This window comes from Thermoanaerobacterium calidifontis (genome assembly GCF_055381745.1).
On record NZ_AP042436.1, the window covers coordinates 1,421,689 to 1,437,033 of the forward strand.

Genomic DNA, 15,345 nt, shown 5'->3' on the forward strand with positions numbered 1-15,345 from the left:
CTCCTCCTTCAAATTTTTTCTATAAGTTTAACTTGAGAATACAAAACAAGCTCTCTAAAAATGTCCTCCTTGCGGTCTCGTATAATGTCGCTTAACGGACCATGCTCGTCAAAAAATGTGCATTGATAACGTCCTGGCTGTTTTGCACAAGGCGAAACAATGCAACGAAGTCCATTTCCAAGATCGAAAGAAACTGCGGTACAATTAATGTACCGCAATAACTTTCTATACTGTTTCTCGTACTGCCTTGCATACTTCTCAAGTAACATAATTATCACTCCTTTACAATTTTGAGAACGTACCAAAAACTGTCCTCCTGCTCAACATTAAAAGGCATGGCATGTTTCTTAAGTATGTTTACGTATTTTTGTAGATGATCTCTGCCTACGTGAATATATCCATGCCTATACAAAGTGTTGAAAAAGCAGGAATATGGTTCCTGCCTTACGTCCTCAAAAACTTTCGCAAATTTTTCCTCCTGACTTTTAGAATATGGCCACATTAGCCTCATCTCCGTTCTCTAAATATTCATATTTATTAATGCTTGCAACATCTAAAAAGTTTTCAAAACTAAAATAGCTCTCATAATCTCTTTCGCAAGCATCAAGCCATGCATCTAAACAACGTTTTAACAAGACATAGAAAGTTATATTTTCAGGCTTTTTAAGAAATTTATATATTGGTCCAAGAATTTCTTCGTCCATGCAATATCCAGTTAATGAATAATCAGGAACATAAATAATTTTCGATTTTCTTATTTTTGACTTTCCATAAAAAATTTCTTTACTTGAAATATAGTCAAAATAATTATTGTATATATATTTCAGCAGTCGTATGCCTGAAAGATTTCCTATATCTTTATCTTCCATAAATGTGAAATGGATGTAATTACGTCCTCCGCCATACTCAAATTCATGAATTTTTACTGGAAATATCTCTTCAAATTTTCTTAACGTCTTTACATTGTCGTCATGCCACGGATATTCTGCTTTTTCCAGCCAATGCTCATAAGCTCTCCTTTGTGCCTTTCTTGAAAGTTCGTCAATCTTATAAATATTAACTGTTACTGTTTTCATAAAAATCCTCCTTTATTTTTTAAAAATTAAAAAAGGCATATTCAAAAACTTATTTTAGTTTTGAATATGCCTTGATTGACGTGGATTTCGCCTTTTAGATTTTTAAAATGGTTACATTGTTACTGGATTGAATTCGTTTGAAATCTTTATCAAGTGTTAACAGATAATCTATGTTATTTTGGATGGTTATTGAAAGATGGAAAGCATCATTAACTCCCATTAGATCTTGAGATATATAATTACGTGCATCTATGACAGTTTGCTTATTGATAGATACATATTTGATGTGGAGTTTACTTTCTAAAACTTTTTCTAATTCTGTAGCTTTTTGAAAGTAGACCTCTAACAATTTGTAATTATTACTTTTGCATATTCTATCAAAATATTTTTTGAAATTAATTTTATTAATTTCCTTGATGATAGATTTTGAAATATTATTTTGATCCGCCTTTGAAAATTTCCTTATGATAATTTTGATATTTTTTAAGCTATTGATAGGTTTTGAGTTGTATGTTTGATGTAATATATCCTGCAAAAACAATTGATAAATCAGTTTATTGATTACTTCTGCTAACACAATAGGACTTATATATAATTGACATTTATTATCTAAAAGTATTTTAGAGACGTCTATACATTCTTGAAATTTTCTGTCCTTTTTGTCCAATAAAGCTAATAAAAAACAAGCGTCAATAAATACGCTTGTTTTTGAAGAGAATACTGTATTATCAAAAGGATATACAATTTCCTTCATAAGCCAATTCTCTCCTCTTCGTACATTTCTCTCATCGATTTTCCGCCACCACATATGACAGGAAATCCTAATTCTGAATATTGAATTATAGGAGTTGGCTTATCTTTGAATTTAAAAATTTTATTAACTTTTTTCTTGGAAGCTTTTTTCTTCTTTTTCAATCCAATCGCCTCCATCTCAATTTCTCCTTTTATTTTACCACTCACATAAGCTTTTGTTAACATAAAAATTCTCCTTTCTTTTTTAAAAATATAAAAAAGGTATGCGCATACCTTGAAAATTCTGGAAGTATACACGCATACCTTTCTTTCTGAACAATATCCACCTTTTAAATCACTGTGTACCAAAACATCAGGTCAGGCAGTGGTACACATTTATGCCTTCCTCCAAAATATAGCATGTCTTTAAAACATACACAGATACCTAATTATTACGGCAGTGGGTATCATACCGTCAAGTTCGCTAGCAACCACTCTTTCGATTTCCTCCTCCGCAGTGAGAGTGGTACGGATAATATGGAGGATCGTACTTTTTATGCTAGGTTGCCTTGAAATTCTAATTCATTATAAGCTCAAAAATCTTTAAATGTCAAGGAAAAAATAAAAAAGCAGGCTTATTATGCCTGCTGTAAAGCGTCAAAATCAAAACAAAGCTGCTCGACCATTTGAGATTTTTTCTTTTTAGAATAATTGACTTTGACACTTTTGAAGAATGTTGATAGGTCAATGACATTATCGCTTTGAGACTGCCAAATCTTTTCTATGCTGATGTTCTCGTCAAGTCCATTTACAAGACTTTTTGCAAGCTCAACCATGATGTTGCTTGTATTGGATAAAGCTCGCAAGCCTTCTTCTGAAAACTTTCCTTCAATGTTCATTGCAGCTTCAAGTTTACTGCCCATCAAGGCAAGTGCATTGTACTGCAATGTATCTTTGTAGACCATAAATACGACTTTGACAGGTTTTGTCTGTCCGATTCTCCATGATCTTTTGCTTGCCTGTCTTAACGTGAACGTATTGTAGCCTGTTTCATAAAAGATGATTGTAGGAAAGTCCAGAAGGTCAAGTCCTGTTTTGACAAGCTCAAAGTTGGAAATAATGCACTTATATCCGTCCTTGACTTTCTCATCAAGCCATTCTTCACGCTTTTCCTGCTTTACTGTAGTTTTTAGCGTACATGTCTTTATGCCTATACCATTTAGCAGGTTTTCTAGACGTTTTGTGACGTCTTTTTGTCCTGTGAATTGTGCATATATAAACACGTTTCTGCCTTTGTTAGTTTCGTCTAATACATAATTTAGCAAATGCTGCTCTTTGTTATAAATAAAATCTTCAGGCAGGTCTTTTGGAACAATTTGATAATAGTCTGTTACAGGTATAGATTCATTGTTAAAAGGACTGTCAGGATACCTTAAAAGCGTCATCAGGTACGTTGACAGCATGTTTTTGTCAGCATTAAAGATTGCATTTTTAAGTTCATCTGCCAGATCGTCATAGGCTTCTTTAAGTTCGTTATCAGGTTCTATAATCTGGACTTCTTCTGTGTATTTCGGCAAGCTTTGCTGCAAGTCTGACAACTGGAGAAACACACATTGATCCAGCAGGAATTTTGAGAAAATCAATGGCGAAATGACAGGAAGCATGCGCTTTTTGGTACTTTTTTGTCTGCCTTTTGATGTTTTGTTATATTCGCTGTCTTTCTCTTTGATTGTTGTTTCTATGGCACCATAACGCTCTACAAAAAGCGTTATGTCTTTATAGCCTATTCCATCATTTAACATTGCCTTTGGATTAAGTCTGTATAAAAGATAAAACACATCTGTCGGATAGCCTCCAAGCAATGTTCCAGTCAAGGCTATTGTTTTTTTGCATGAGCTTGACAAAGTACCAAAGCTGTTTCCTTGTGCTGTGTCTCCGCCTTTTAATTCGTGTACTTCATCAGCGATGAAATAGTCAAAGAATCCCTTCATATGCCGTTTTATATATTCTGCTACAGGATACCTGCGGAAACTGTCTTTGTCTGCCTGCCATAGTTTTGTTTTGCAGTACGGACATTTATCGTTTTTTGTCGTATGCGATCTAAAATCATCTTCTGTCAGCGGAATATCATCTTTATCCTTAAAGGTTTTTCCGCAGACAGGACATGATATATGTCCGTTTAGATGTTTTATTACAGCGACTTTTTCAGCGTATCCGAGCTTTGCTTTATCTTTTGATATGATATAGTATTTTATTTTGTTCTTTGATTTTGGAATTTTTAATACGTCTTTCCAGTTTTCCATTATCACTGCTTCAGCATCAGGTATTGTAGCTTCTATTTGACGTTTCCATTTGTTAATCAGATGACCTGGACACATGACAAGTGCATTATAAGGCTTGCCATCAGCATGAATATACGGTATTGGCGGTCCTATCAATGCTGTCTTGCCAGTTCCCATTTCACCTACAACAACAATGTTTTTCTTTCTTTTTAGTGTTTCGACAGACGCCATTATAACGTCCTCTTGAGCCTTAAAAGGTTTTATTTTTAAAGTCTTTATAAGTTTGTTATTTTTAGGCTTAAGAGGGTCGTATAAAGGCTTGTAGGTTTCTTCTATTTTCTGTGAAAACACGTTAGAGTATTTTTTCAGGTAGTCTGCCATTGTTATGTTATCTAAATTAAAGTTAAGTTCACCGTTAATTGTTATAGTTCCATACTTAAGTCCATCTAAAACTATTTTTGTCAGGTCATCTTCTGTTATATCAAGCCTGTATACGTCTATATTGATACCATATACATTTTGATATAACAGATAATTTTGATTTATAAGTTGCTTTATAAGCCAGTCTGCCCACCTGTCTAACAATGGTACTGTGAATTTTTCCTGTAAAACCTTCATAATAGCCTGTTCTTTATTTTTATTCCATACAATAATAAGTGGTCTTTCTACTTGCACATTAAAGGCATCTTCAGAAATCATTATTGTGTGTGTGTATTCATCGATTTTTTCAGAAAAAGTCTTGTATCCTCCTTTTGGATAATAATAGCCATGATCAAGATTAATTGTTTTGCGTTTCCATATTGCAGCTTTAATACTTTGTACGGCACTGTCAAAACCTGCAAAGCTGACAAAGTTAAGCTGCCATGTTTTTGGATCATATGAATAAAAATCGGCGTATGCATAAACATACGCCTTTTTCTCGCTGTCATAAACTTCTATATTGTACATTTCTGAATTCCTCCTTAAATTAATTCTTTTATTTCTCCATTTTTTGTCAGTATCTTTATGCTGACACTTAATTCTTCTGTTTTTTTGACTGTCTGTTCGCCTGTTTCTTCATCCTCCTCCAGGCTTTTTCTTTCAGTTTTATTAACAATGCCTTTTACAACATGTCCGTCCATTTCACCATTAAGGCTGCCAGTTGCTAACAGAAGTCCTATGTGTGCCATGTGCAGTGGCAATGGCGGACGTTTTTCTTCCTGTTCCTGTAGTGTTTTAAATTGTTTTTTGACCTCGTCAATAAGCTTTGATTCTGACAGCTTCTTTTCTAGATATTCTCTATCAACATAGCCGTTATTGAAGTACTTTGGCGGAAGCGTTACAGGAACTTTATAGACAGGTTCGGATAAAAGCGGTATTTCTTCTAAATATGTGCTTGCTTTTTCAGCCTTTAATAATTTTTCGACATCACTTGCAATCACTTTTCTGTCTCTTTTTTTGATGCCGAAAATAACAACCTGTTTATATGCCTTATATTCTTCGTCAGTAAAGCGGTATACTTTTATGTCAGCAAAAGCATAACTTAAAAGCTTTGCTATGTCAGATATAATATGCTGTGGAATTATATAAACTAATATACCGCCTATCGTCAGGTATTTTATTGTCTTTTTTAGGAAAATTATTTCCTTTCTTTCGCCATTTTCGTCTGTGTCGTATGGCGGATTCAGAAACAATACAGAAAAAGCATTGTTTTGTGTTATCATATTTTCATAACCGCCATATAAAGTACGTGTGAGTTTTTCACAGGCTTTGCTATATCTTTGATAGTCCAGTTCCACGCCATAAGTGCGTCCGTTATTGTCTATTAAATTACTTATTGCATCACCTTCACCGCAGCACGGATCAAGGATGTTATATTGCTTTGGAAAGTCTAAAAAGGACTTGATACGTTCTACTATAGTGCTCGGTGTAGGATAATAACCCATTTTATATTTGCCCTCAATTCTCATTTAACTTCCTCCTTTAACATTTTTTGTAGAAACTTTGGCAGCTTTTTTATTTGTCCTTTTTGCCACAATGTATATATTTCCGCACACTTGCACTGAAACTGTCCGTCATTAAGTATCCCTAAAGCTGCTTCTGTTTCCAATTCCTCCTTTTTATGATCTAAAAAAATAAGCTGTCCGTTTTTTATTCCGATTTTATGAATTTTTTCGTTGCAATATTGGAAATAATACATTTTATGTGTCCTCCTTTACAAAAAATAAAGGTGCAATCAAAACCTTAATTAGGCTTTAACTGCACCTTTTGATTATTATTTTATGTTGTATTTTTGCGCAAAGTAATTAACGACATCAGGTACGTATTTTTTGTAGTACGGCTGATTGTCTTTGCACCATTTTTTAAGTTCTGCTTTTGTCTTTATAGGTTTTATAAAGCTTCTGCCTGATTGTATAAGGTCCAATTGTGGTTCCAGATCCTTGATAAAATCACGCACCGTCCAGCCTTCCCAGATTTCTTTATCAAAATTAATTTTTGCCATAATTAAGTTCCTCCTTTTTTTAATTATTTTTTTGGAAATCTCCAGCAACCTTTCTTCTCCGTCCAATCACATTCCTTATAACCATCTAGATGATCATAGCAAGTTGAACAAGGATTTAGAATGTGACCGCAATTAGGACAAGGTGTAGGCTCGTTTGCAGAGATTTCTGATTCTGTTCCACACCACGGACAATACTCGTACGTTTTTTCTTCCATCATTCTTCCTCCTTCACGCCTAATATATAGTCAACAGCCTTCTGTGCCTTGCCTGATGCGTGCACGATTAACGTCATGTCATCTTTTAAAACCTTAATCCAGCTTTGCAGATACGCAGCAGAATTTTCAATAGTCCTATTAAGAATACCAGCATGTTCACATAACATGGCAGCACCAAGCTCTGCAACAAGTTCCTCTTTAGAATAGCTGTCACTGCCGAACATATGCTCATCAGGACTATTGCCGAACCTTTTAAGTCTTGTTTCATGTCCTGTTGAATGTACCATTTCGTGAAAAAGCGTTGAATAATACTCATTAATATCTCTGAAAAAGCCCTTTTCAGGCACATTTATAATGTCTTTAACTGGATAATAGCAGGCTTTATCAGGATTTTCATGGACTATTTCAGGGCATGTTTTATAGCCTGATATAACCTGTTCGGCTTCCTTTATAGGTTCATGTTCGATCTTTTTGAGTTTTGATGGTATGCCTTCCGTGTCTTTTAAATTAAAGACGTGATAGTATTTTAAAACAGGTAGAGAAATTTCTTTTTCTTCTTCTATACCTGTTTCTGTGTTTATAAATTTTTCGGTTTTTGTATAGGACGTATAAAAGACGACCATTTCCGCTTTTGCGCCTTTTTTCACTTTACCGCCTAACTGTTGCACCTGATTGAACGTAAGATACTCTCCGCCGTCCAAAAGCAATTTGTTTATGCCTTTGTACGGTTTCCTTGTCACATAATTTAAGGCTGGAATACTGTTCCAGCCTTTTTCCCAAGGTATAATGCCTTGTTCCATTTTTTGTATTATTCTTTCTGTTACGTACTGGTATACTTTGTTCATACTCAAATTCCTCCTTTGATTTTTTAAAAATAAAAAAAGCACGTACCTAAAACTTTTCTCATTTTAGATACGTGCCTTAATTACGACTGCTATTATTATTTTTTACAACAATTCCAACACCTTTAATATATTTGACAGGTTTTCCTTTAGGCGGCTCTTTGGAACCCCAATCAAATTCAGGAAAGTCTGCCAAATTTGCATTTAACCATGCTTTATCCTCTTTAAGCATTTCTCTTTTGTTTTTATTCTTTAGACGTTTCATAAATTTTATAATCTCATCACCACCATATTTTTATCCTCCTTTAATTATACTTTTGTTTTAAGTAAAAAGCAAAGAGAAAAGTTCTCTCTTTGCTTTAAAAATGATAATCTATTGCTGAACCAAAGTAGTACTTTTTTTCTTCTTCCATGTTTCGTACAAACTCATCCAGCGTTATATAGACATTATCAAAATAGATATACGTGCCATATTTGTCCTCTATAGTTTTTTTGATGCAATATAGAGGAAATGTATCTGTACTGCCTGAAAATTCTTCTAAAGTAAGTTTTGAAACGTACTTTTTTAAATTTGTATAACGCTCTTTGAAAAATGCTTCTTTAAAGCCTTGTCTAAAAGTAATTGATTGTTCTGTAGGGTCGTAAATTATGCCATAAGGTGTTAACGAAATGACAAGTTCGTTAATTGCTGCATTTCTGTCAATGTCACCATTAACATAATCGGCAATCGAACCTACAAAATTGTCATACAATTCCTCTTCATTCAAGAAATCGTCACTTTCAATAATTTCATCACTTAACTGATAAATTAAACTATGCATAAAAATTCTCCTTTCATTTTTCATTGATTTTTGAAAATCACTGCGTTATAATGGACGTAGCAGGACATTGCCTGCTTGATTTCTACCTTTTTATTTTAAGTATAAGAGCTTCATTCCAAGCAATAACGCTAGTATAATCCAGTATACTAGCGTTATTGTATTGGCATTGTACCCAAACAACTCAAAGATCATATCAATGAGCGTTGCGGTACAATATTTATGAAGCTCTTTGAACGTTTGTGGCACCTGTTCAGGCGTCACAATACGCTTTTTCAACTTTTAAAAACCTCCTATGTTACAATCACTTTCATAGGCTATCATCCTCCTTTTATTTTTTTTAATAAAAAATGGCACGCTTTGTTTACGTGCCTTTCCGCCTTTTTTCATTTTTTAAGCAGGTTGTCCTGCTTTTTTTGTGTCCATTATAACGCAGAAAAAGGTATGCGCATACCTTGAAAATTCTGGTAATACATGCACATACCTTTCTTTCGAGAAATATCCACCTTTTATCACTGTGTACCGAAACATTAGGTCAGGCAGGTACACATTTATGCCTTCCTCAATTATATTATACCCTAATTATTACGGCAGAGGGGTACATACCGTCAAGTTCGCTATCAACCACTCATTCGATTTCCTCCTCCGCAGTGAGAGTGGAACGGAATAAACATGGAGGATCGTGCTTTTTTCGATAGGTTGACTTGAAATTCTAACTTATTATATGCTCAAAAAATTTTAAATGTCAAGGAAAAATTTTTGTGTTATAATATAATTGTATGAAATGGACAGATTATAAAGTAATGTGTGCCTTTTTTGCAGGCTGGATCAACAGCCTTCTTTTTTTGAGATAGTTTCACTCAACGGTTCGGAATAGATGATAAACGTCTTTGGAAAGTTCTTTGCATTTATCATACATTTCACAATAATTTCCACCAAACCAATATAAAAATATATTGGCAATGCAATTACGTACTTCTACTTCGCTTCTTATGCATTCACAGCGATTGATTATGTCTATTATTTCTGGATCATACTCGTCGTCAATATATGCAATCTGCATTATATCATGCTTGTTGAGGATTTTACGCATTTCTTGGAATAAGAAGCAATCTTTATTAAAGACTTCTTTGACTGCTTTTGGTTTGCTCATAATATCACCTCATTTCGCTAATATTTTATATTAGAGACTGCAAAGAGTTCTTGCAGTCTCTGTCTTTTATAAAAGATTTTTTTAAATTAACTTTCTTCTCTGTTCAGATAATACTTTAATTGGAATACCGTCATCAACAACACTCCATATACCATCTTTAAACTCCAATTTATCAAGGCATACTAAAACGACATAAAGAATATCTTTCGTGTTTTTAACAATATCCCACGTAAAAATATACTTAAAGGAATTCTTAAATGCTTCTTGTTCATATCTTGATATAAAGTTTTGAGGAATTAACTTGTTTAAATGTTCTTTAATGTCATGAATACTGAATCCTTCTTTTAAAAATTCATCTTTCATATCTTCAAATCTGAAGTTAATGATAACTTTTCTCATAATATCAGCTTCCTTTCTAAACTTCGGACATGTTAAAAGAGGGTATAATACCTCTATCCGAAGTATTATACCCTCTATCCGAAAGGATTTACATCAATATTTTAATCTACTAACATTATATTAACTTTTTTGTTTCTTGTCAATACTGAAATAATAATATTTAATGTCGTTTTCGCTTATCTCTATAACCAATTGATTCTCACCAATACGCATATCCAGTCCATTCCAAACAGTTACAATGTCAATCCATTCTGCTTTAAAATGAAAAACTGCAACTATTTCGATTTTGTTTCTTACATCTTTTATGATAAACTTTCTATTATCTTTACAAACATCTCCCATTACTTCATTTGCTTCTTTTAATATCTCTATAACATTATTCTTATTAACTTTTCTGCCACGGCTTCTTATAAAAGCATGAGGTGAAAAGGTAACAGAATAATCGAATCCACATACTGTAACAACATATTCTTTTATATACATTTTTCTTTTCTCCTTCTTTATCAAATATGTAAAGGCACGCATTAAGCCTTGGTAAAGACTTTTACGTGCCTTTTCTCATTTTTTTATTATTTTATTATGAAGCTTTTTGAGACTGATTGTAGGCTTCGATAATTTTTTCAATAATATTATCAAACTCAATTAAGCCTTCATAAAGCATTCCACGATTATGTTCGTGAAAGGCTTGATCAACTTTCATCATTGCTTTATCATGTAAATTTGAAAGCTCTTTATTATTGTCAGAAGTCCATGCAATAGCACGGACATTCTGACCTTGATATTTTTTTGATAGCCTTTGTAGGTACATTGACAGGTACTCAAAGGCTTTATCATCGTTCCATTTAGGTATAAAAAGCAGCAATTCCTGCTTTTCTAACTGCCTGATTCTGTTTTTGTATTGAATAATGTTTTGATAAGGCAATGAGTAGGCATATGCAAGCCTATTCTGAATTTTTTCTAAATTATTCATTTGTTGCATTTCCTCCTTTATACTGCTTTTTTATTTCTCATAATGATGTTTTTAAATTCTTGCAATGTTAAACGATCTTCAAGCATTTGATACGCTGCTATTTCTAAATAGCTGCGTATTTTACTTTTTTTATACCTTTCTTTAAGTTCGTCTAGAGTTGTGATAGAATCACAATCATGGCAGTAAATGGCACGTACACGACCTTTACCGCCAATATAAGCAAAATCCTTGCAAGCGTGCATACTGCCACATGCAGGGCATATTGCATCGTAATTGACTTTCGGTTTTGTACTCATAAAAAAATTCCTCCTTTAAATTTATTTTTTTTAAAAAAAGTGCAGGAGTTAGGTTTCCTGCATTTCCTCCTTTATAATTTCAATAAGGTTGCCTTCAAGGTCTCTGTAAAAACCTTCCTTGTTAGGCTTTTCTCGTAATTGAAAAGCTTGATAAACAGCTTTTAAACTACTGCAATTTATTTTAGTTATAAACATATGGTGTATTATTTTTATTTGTTTATCTTTTTTGACTTCAATCAAATCATTGGTGAAAATGTCACGATAAAAGCCTTCTTTAGTAGGCTTCTCTAAAAATTGGAAGTCTTGTGCAATTTCTTCTATTTTTGAATATTGTTTTGGAAGAGTTTCAGAAAGATAAGTTCTGACTATATACATAAAAAAATTCCTCCTTAAAATTTATTTTTTTTAACAAAATTTAGCAAAAAGTCTCCATCTTCTACAAGGTGGAGATGAATTGCTGACTAATGTAATTGTTATTTCTACAAATTAGTTGCAATTCTTTCGGATTGATTTGTTTATATTTTTCTGATATTTGCAAGTAATTACCTTCTATGTCCTGTGCATATACCCATTTTCCTGTAAATCCTGATATATAACCTATTTTATCTATTGCAGGTATATATACTTTATCCCATAGGCACCAACAATTATTATCAGTTAGGATTTTCTTTATATTTTTATTATTTCGTTTGGCATCTCTATTAGGTTTATTTCTTCCTTTACGTGGAATTTCTTCATGTAAACTACGTTTCTTTTTGCGAACTTGCTTAATATAATAATAAGTCGATATTTGCCATCTTGGTTTTATCCCTGCAATAGCAATAGCATCATTTATGTGTGACTTTTCTAAATTCCATTCTTTGCGTTTTCTGCGAGTATATAGTCCAAAAGTATATTTTGTTGGTACTATTTTTTGTAATTTAGGAACAAGATAATCTCTTAAGACATTCATAAATGCAGTTGCCTGAAAGTTCCTAATTGATGGAGGATTCTTGCCAGTAAATTCTTTATATGATAAATTGTCTTTCTGTCTGTTGTGTTCTTCGCAGCAACAGACAAGATTAGTTGGATTATTTGTTCCGCCTTTGCTTCTAGGTATAATATGATCTACTGTCATTTTACCTGAACACGGTATATCAGGTCTTAATTTAGCATAATGGCATTGATATTTGTCTCTTATTTTTACGTATTCCTTAACACTGTCAAAACCTTTCATATCTCCATTTTGATATTCTTCACCTTGTATATTTGAATTTATTAATGCTTGCGTATCAAATTGTCCTACTTCTACAACAATATTTGTGATAGGTATAATTTTAGATAACTTTTTTATAATATTGTAATGTGCATCAATTCTTGCTGTTATAGATGGCGGAAGCCAATTTTCTTTTCTTTTGCGGTTAAGAAATCTTGGTTTCCTGTAACGTGTTTTTCTGTTTCTTCTGCTTCTTCTAAGTCTACGTTTTGCTTCAATGTTTTCTTTGATGTCCTGTCTTAATTCTATTTGTGCTTTATAAATTACTCTGCCATCATCTGTTGTTACTGCTATACCAATATTTTTACTGCCAGCATCAATGCCAGCAGTGCAAGACTGTTTATAACCACTGCTACCGTATAACAGTTGAATCGTGAATGGTTCATACTTTACTATTTTTGCTTTGCCTTGCCTAAGCAGTTTCCTTGCTTTTGAAGGTTTGCAAGGCATAAGAGGTCTGCCATGTTTATTTACAACGAATACTAACATAAAGTATTCCTCCTTTAGGAGTTATTTGCCCATCGCCAATGTTAGACAGGCTTACACGTACAAGCCACTGTTCCTACCCATCAGAACTGTTTAGGTCATGTACGACAGAGCTTGGAACTTGAGCATCATTCCAAGGTGTCATAACCTGGCTAACGTAGCCCCATCAGCATACTGCTGGTGGCTGAGGCTAGTCAACTAAGGCTTTTTTCAAGCCTCCGCTTCTATAAGCGGGGGTAGTTGACAAGCAAAGTGCAGGAATTAGACTTCCTGCACGTTTTCTAAAACTTTATATGACACTAGTTTTTCAAAATGGTTGTCAGCTGGTTCAAGTTCGTATCTAATCAAAGTTTTGTTTTCTAACTGCTTAACAGTATCATCGCTTGACATTATGTTGTGTTTTTCACCTTTGTCATCAATACAGGTTAAGAAATGGAATATCTCACCTGTATTATTTTTTTTCAAAGTTTTAACAGCCTTAACTTCTAATTGCCCATACTTTGCACCTGTTGTAATTTCTGCAAACGGATCGTCAATACTGTCTACAGGCTCAAAGTCTGGCAGATCTTCCATATCTTCAAATTCATTATCTACATCAGGCGGAAACAAATCTTCAGGTACATCATCACTGTAAGGTAATTCAGGTTCTGCAATATCCTTTTCCGTTTCCTTTATAGGTTCTTTTTCAGGTTTTATATCGACCTTTTCTAAAGGTTTATACAAGTTTAAAATATAAATGGTTTTTGGATAGCCATTTACAGTAACCTGCGAAGGACGTAATGTTAGTTTTAATGGGATATTTGCAATGTGCCCGTTATTTTGTTCTTTGATGAGTTTTATAGCAGTGTTGACTTCCAGAATTGAATTATATGATGATGTGTCGATCTGGAATACTCCACCAGGTATTTCAGAAACATAAAATTGAAGGTTTCCGATTTCCCTGCATTGTTTCTTTTTGTAGTATGGACAATTTTTGTATGGACATGTAATCTCTTTTCTTTCTCCTGTCTTTGGATCTGTTTCTATAGCTGTTTCTCCATCACCTTTGCAGACTAATGTTCCATTTGCATATCTCTTAAGCCACTGCGGGAAAAATTTTTCTGGATCGTCCAGTGGGAACATAATATTTAGTTCTTTTGGACGATTTCCATAAATTTCATGAAACTTTTCTGCAATTTCTTTAGGCGTGTTTGCATCCTCATGTACAACAAAATAGTCTGTTGCACTTGGATACAAATTTCCGCTCTTTTCTGATGTCTTTTTCTCTCCTAAATGTATTTTGCCTAATCTTGCAAGCTTGATCCTATCTGTTAAGCCTTTTATCATTTTTACATCTCTCCTTTATGATTTTTAAATTTTTTTATTAAAAAGAAAAACAGGCTTTTTAAACCTGTTTTTCTTTAATTTGACTAATTGTGTGTTCTACCCATTCAGAAATATCATCACAAACTTCTGAAAAACTTTTTTTGAATGGGTATTTTTCTGATATTATAGCATTTATGTCACTGTTTTCTGGCAGTGAATCCCAGTCTGACAGCAACATATATGCTGCTTGTTCAAACCTTTCAAGTGAGTCTTTGAAGTTATTTTCTGCGATTGCGTTGTTCATCGCAGCAAGAATTTCGTCTACTTCTTTATCCATAGTTATTCCTCCTTCACTTTACTTCAAATTCAGCAGGCTTATTTTCTATTGTTATGCCTTCAACAATTTCGCCAGTATCACTTAAAATAATTTTGCCTTTATCAACTGTCAATTTTTTCTTCAATTCTGCCCAATCTACGTCTTTTTTGATTTTGATGTATTCAGGTGCATTTTTCTCTATCCACGGCAATAAAGCTTCGTCATTACGCCTAAATTCAGGCTTCTCAAATTTCTTAACAAGCTTGCCTGAAGGCAGGCTGTAAGATAGTTGTGTTTTGCCTTTGCTTAAAAGCTTTGGATCGAGACTGTCAAAGTACTGTTGAAGGCGTGATGTGTAGAAGGCAATATTGTTGTCTATTGCTTTCTTTTCTTTTTCGTACCATTCGTCGAGCATTGCCTTTTTGTTCTCGACGAACATTTTCTTTCTTTCCAATTCTGCCTGCAAAGTTTTGATTTTATTTATCGTCCAGTCTGCGTAACTGTCATCGTGAATACCTTTGTCGTCTACAAATTGTCTTTCAGTATCCTCCAAAAATTCCTTTTCAAGTTCAATAAAATCTTCCATTATTTAACATCCTCCTTTTCTTTTTGGACATCTAAATGTCCTACGTAATAAATAACAAGGCAAGCAAGACTAATCACAAGCCATAAAGGCATTTTGATGAAAATCATGTCAATTTCTCCTTTCATGTTTTTA

General features: G+C 33.5%; 24 protein-coding genes. All 24 read right to left on the minus strand.

Annotated elements, in window-relative coordinates:
• Window positions 1-8: 8 nt before the first annotated feature.
• Window positions 9-269, minus strand: coding sequence for a hypothetical protein (locus tag ACZ42G_RS07335; protein WP_464849823.1), 261 nt, complete (start codon window positions 267-269; stop codon window positions 9-11).
• A gap of 5 nt (window positions 270-274) precedes the next feature.
• Window positions 275-502 carry a hypothetical protein gene (locus tag ACZ42G_RS07340; protein ID WP_464849824.1) on the minus strand — a complete coding sequence of 76 codons (228 nt, stop codon included), beginning with the start codon at window positions 500-502 and terminating at the stop codon, window positions 275-277.
• Complete coding sequence (locus tag ACZ42G_RS07345; protein ID WP_464849826.1) at window positions 486-1,076, minus strand: hypothetical protein; 591 nt, start codon at window positions 1,074-1,076, stop codon at window positions 486-488. The genes ACZ42G_RS07340 and ACZ42G_RS07345 overlap by 17 nt, the downstream gene beginning before the upstream one ends.
• Before the next feature lie 94 nt (window positions 1,077-1,170).
• Entirely contained in the window at window positions 1,171-1,830 is a 660-nt protein-coding gene (locus tag ACZ42G_RS07350; protein WP_464849827.1) for a type II toxin-antitoxin system VapC family toxin, read from the minus strand.
• Window positions 1,827-2,054, minus strand: coding sequence for a hypothetical protein (locus tag ACZ42G_RS07355; RefSeq protein WP_464849828.1), 228 nt, complete (start codon window positions 2,052-2,054; stop codon window positions 1,827-1,829). Before ACZ42G_RS07355 ends, ACZ42G_RS07350 begins: the two co-directional genes overlap by 4 nt.
• Before the next feature lie 392 nt (window positions 2,055-2,446).
• Window positions 2,447-5,038: a DEAD/DEAH box helicase family protein gene (locus tag ACZ42G_RS07360; RefSeq protein WP_464849829.1), complete on the minus strand. Its 2,592-nt coding sequence runs from the start codon at window positions 5,036-5,038 to the stop codon at window positions 2,447-2,449.
• 14 nt (window positions 5,039-5,052) lie between these two features.
• Window positions 5,053-6,039 carry a DUF6094 domain-containing protein gene (locus ACZ42G_RS07365; protein ID WP_464849831.1) on the minus strand — a complete coding sequence of 329 codons (987 nt, stop codon included), beginning with the start codon at window positions 6,037-6,039 and terminating at the stop codon, window positions 5,053-5,055.
• Complete coding sequence (locus tag ACZ42G_RS07370) at window positions 6,036-6,269, minus strand: hypothetical protein (RefSeq protein ID WP_464849833.1); 234 nt, start codon at window positions 6,267-6,269, stop codon at window positions 6,036-6,038. The genes ACZ42G_RS07365 and ACZ42G_RS07370 overlap by 4 nt, the downstream gene beginning before the upstream one ends.
• Window positions 6,270-6,344: 75 nt before the next feature.
• A complete protein-coding gene (locus tag ACZ42G_RS07375) occupies window positions 6,345-6,572 on the minus strand; it encodes a hypothetical protein (protein ID WP_464849835.1) in 228 nt (75 codons plus the stop codon).
• A gap of 23 nt (window positions 6,573-6,595) precedes the next feature.
• Entirely contained in the window at window positions 6,596-6,787 is a 192-nt protein-coding gene (locus ACZ42G_RS07380; RefSeq protein ID WP_464849836.1) for a hypothetical protein, read from the minus strand.
• Window positions 6,787-7,632, minus strand: coding sequence for an ArdC family protein (locus ACZ42G_RS07385; RefSeq protein ID WP_464849838.1), 846 nt, complete (start codon window positions 7,630-7,632; stop codon window positions 6,787-6,789). The genes ACZ42G_RS07380 and ACZ42G_RS07385 overlap by 1 nt, the downstream gene beginning before the upstream one ends.
• Window positions 7,633-7,708: 76 nt before the next feature.
• Complete coding sequence (locus ACZ42G_RS07390; RefSeq protein WP_464849839.1) at window positions 7,709-7,894, minus strand: hypothetical protein; 186 nt, start codon at window positions 7,892-7,894, stop codon at window positions 7,709-7,711.
• Between the two features lie 94 nt (window positions 7,895-7,988).
• Window positions 7,989-8,450 carry a hypothetical protein gene (locus ACZ42G_RS07395; RefSeq protein ID WP_464849841.1) on the minus strand — a complete coding sequence of 154 codons (462 nt, stop codon included), beginning with the start codon at window positions 8,448-8,450 and terminating at the stop codon, window positions 7,989-7,991.
• A gap of 853 nt (window positions 8,451-9,303) precedes the next feature.
• On the minus strand, window positions 9,304-9,600 hold the full coding sequence (locus ACZ42G_RS07400; RefSeq protein ID WP_192402465.1) for a hypothetical protein: 297 nt from the start codon (window positions 9,598-9,600) through the stop codon (window positions 9,304-9,306).
• Between the two features lie 81 nt (window positions 9,601-9,681).
• Window positions 9,682-9,999, minus strand: a complete 318-nt coding sequence (locus ACZ42G_RS07405; RefSeq protein ID WP_464849843.1) for a hypothetical protein — start codon at window positions 9,997-9,999, stop codon at window positions 9,682-9,684.
• 120 nt (window positions 10,000-10,119) lie between these two features.
• Entirely contained in the window at window positions 10,120-10,524 is a 405-nt protein-coding gene (locus tag ACZ42G_RS07410) for a hypothetical protein (RefSeq protein WP_464849845.1), read from the minus strand.
• A 52-nt stretch (window positions 10,525-10,576) separates the two neighbouring features.
• Window positions 10,577-10,969, minus strand: coding sequence for a hypothetical protein (locus ACZ42G_RS07415; RefSeq protein WP_464849847.1), 393 nt, complete (start codon window positions 10,967-10,969; stop codon window positions 10,577-10,579).
• Window positions 10,970-10,986: 17 nt separating this feature from the next.
• Window positions 10,987-11,265, minus strand: coding sequence for a hypothetical protein (locus tag ACZ42G_RS07420; protein ID WP_464849849.1), 279 nt, complete (start codon window positions 11,263-11,265; stop codon window positions 10,987-10,989).
• A gap of 48 nt (window positions 11,266-11,313) precedes the next feature.
• A complete protein-coding gene (locus ACZ42G_RS07425; RefSeq protein ID WP_464849850.1) occupies window positions 11,314-11,640 on the minus strand; it encodes a hypothetical protein in 327 nt (108 codons plus the stop codon).
• Between the two features lie 61 nt (window positions 11,641-11,701).
• The gene (gene iscB / locus ACZ42G_RS07430; protein ID WP_464849851.1) at window positions 11,702-13,009 is read right to left on the minus strand and encodes an RNA-guided endonuclease IscB; all 1,308 of its coding nucleotides are present in this window, start codon (window positions 13,007-13,009) and stop codon (window positions 11,702-11,704) included.
• Between the two features lie 258 nt (window positions 13,010-13,267).
• Entirely contained in the window at window positions 13,268-14,332 is a 1,065-nt protein-coding gene (locus ACZ42G_RS07435) for a recombination directionality factor (RefSeq protein ID WP_464849852.1), read from the minus strand.
• Between the two features lie 58 nt (window positions 14,333-14,390).
• The gene (locus ACZ42G_RS07440) at window positions 14,391-14,648 is read right to left on the minus strand and encodes a hypothetical protein (protein ID WP_464849854.1); all 258 of its coding nucleotides are present in this window, start codon (window positions 14,646-14,648) and stop codon (window positions 14,391-14,393) included.
• Between the two features lie 13 nt (window positions 14,649-14,661).
• Window positions 14,662-15,213, minus strand: a complete 552-nt coding sequence (locus ACZ42G_RS07445; protein WP_464849855.1) for a host-nuclease inhibitor Gam family protein — start codon at window positions 15,211-15,213, stop codon at window positions 14,662-14,664.
• Window positions 15,213-15,338: a hypothetical protein gene (locus ACZ42G_RS07450; RefSeq protein ID WP_464849857.1), complete on the minus strand. Its 126-nt coding sequence runs from the start codon at window positions 15,336-15,338 to the stop codon at window positions 15,213-15,215. The genes ACZ42G_RS07445 and ACZ42G_RS07450 overlap by 1 nt, the downstream gene beginning before the upstream one ends.
• Between the last annotated feature and the right edge of the window lie 7 nt (window positions 15,339-15,345).

Coding starts and splice junctions, on each gene's coding strand:
- ACZ42G_RS07380 (WP_464849836.1), bottom strand. CDS start 6,787: ATGGAAGAAAAAACGTACGAGTATTGTCCGTGGTGTGGAACAGAATCA.
- ACZ42G_RS07400 (WP_192402465.1), bottom strand. CDS start 9,600: ATGAGCAAACCAAAAGCAGTCAAAGAAGTCTTTAATAAAGATTGCTTC.
- ACZ42G_RS07360 (WP_464849829.1), bottom strand. CDS start 5,038: ATGTACAATATAGAAGTTTATGACAGCGAGAAAAAGGCGTATGTTTAT.
- ACZ42G_RS07370 (WP_464849833.1), bottom strand. CDS start 6,269: ATGTATTATTTCCAATATTGCAACGAAAAAATTCATAAAATCGGAATA.
- ACZ42G_RS07390 (WP_464849839.1), bottom strand. CDS start 7,894: ATGAAACGTCTAAAGAATAAAAACAAAAGAGAAATGCTTAAAGAGGAT.
- ACZ42G_RS07410 (WP_464849845.1), bottom strand. CDS start 10,524: ATGCGTGCCTTTACATATTTGATAAAGAAGGAGAAAAGAAAAATGTAT.
- ACZ42G_RS07415 (WP_464849847.1), bottom strand. CDS start 10,969: ATGAATAATTTAGAAAAAATTCAGAATAGGCTTGCATATGCCTACTCA.
- ACZ42G_RS07450 (WP_464849857.1), bottom strand. CDS start 15,338: ATGAAAGGAGAAATTGACATGATTTTCATCAAAATGCCTTTATGGCTT.
- ACZ42G_RS07405 (WP_464849843.1), bottom strand. CDS start 9,999: ATGAGAAAAGTTATCATTAACTTCAGATTTGAAGATATGAAAGATGAA.
- ACZ42G_RS07420 (WP_464849849.1), bottom strand. CDS start 11,265: ATGAGTACAAAACCGAAAGTCAATTACGATGCAATATGCCCTGCATGT.
- ACZ42G_RS07395 (WP_464849841.1), bottom strand. CDS start 8,450: ATGCATAGTTTAATTTATCAGTTAAGTGATGAAATTATTGAAAGTGAC.
- iscB (WP_464849851.1), bottom strand. CDS start 13,009: ATGTTAGTATTCGTTGTAAATAAACATGGCAGACCTCTTATGCCTTGC.
- ACZ42G_RS07440 (WP_464849854.1), bottom strand. CDS start 14,648: ATGGATAAAGAAGTAGACGAAATTCTTGCTGCGATGAACAACGCAATC.
- ACZ42G_RS07340 (WP_464849824.1), bottom strand. CDS start 502: ATGTGGCCATATTCTAAAAGTCAGGAGGAAAAATTTGCGAAAGTTTTT.
- ACZ42G_RS07345 (WP_464849826.1), bottom strand. CDS start 1,076: ATGAAAACAGTAACAGTTAATATTTATAAGATTGACGAACTTTCAAGA.
- ACZ42G_RS07385 (WP_464849838.1), bottom strand. CDS start 7,632: ATGAACAAAGTATACCAGTACGTAACAGAAAGAATAATACAAAAAATG.
- ACZ42G_RS07365 (WP_464849831.1), bottom strand. CDS start 6,039: ATGAGAATTGAGGGCAAATATAAAATGGGTTATTATCCTACACCGAGC.
- ACZ42G_RS07335 (WP_464849823.1), bottom strand. CDS start 269: ATGTTACTTGAGAAGTATGCAAGGCAGTACGAGAAACAGTATAGAAAG.
- ACZ42G_RS07375 (WP_464849835.1), bottom strand. CDS start 6,572: ATGGCAAAAATTAATTTTGATAAAGAAATCTGGGAAGGCTGGACGGTG.
- ACZ42G_RS07355 (WP_464849828.1), bottom strand. CDS start 2,054: ATGTTAACAAAAGCTTATGTGAGTGGTAAAATAAAAGGAGAAATTGAG.
- ACZ42G_RS07425 (WP_464849850.1), bottom strand. CDS start 11,640: ATGTATATAGTCAGAACTTATCTTTCTGAAACTCTTCCAAAACAATAT.
- ACZ42G_RS07445 (WP_464849855.1), bottom strand. CDS start 15,213: ATGGAAGATTTTATTGAACTTGAAAAGGAATTTTTGGAGGATACTGAA.
- ACZ42G_RS07435 (WP_464849852.1), bottom strand. CDS start 14,332: ATGATAAAAGGCTTAACAGATAGGATCAAGCTTGCAAGATTAGGCAAA.
- ACZ42G_RS07350 (WP_464849827.1), bottom strand. CDS start 1,830: ATGAAGGAAATTGTATATCCTTTTGATAATACAGTATTCTCTTCAAAA.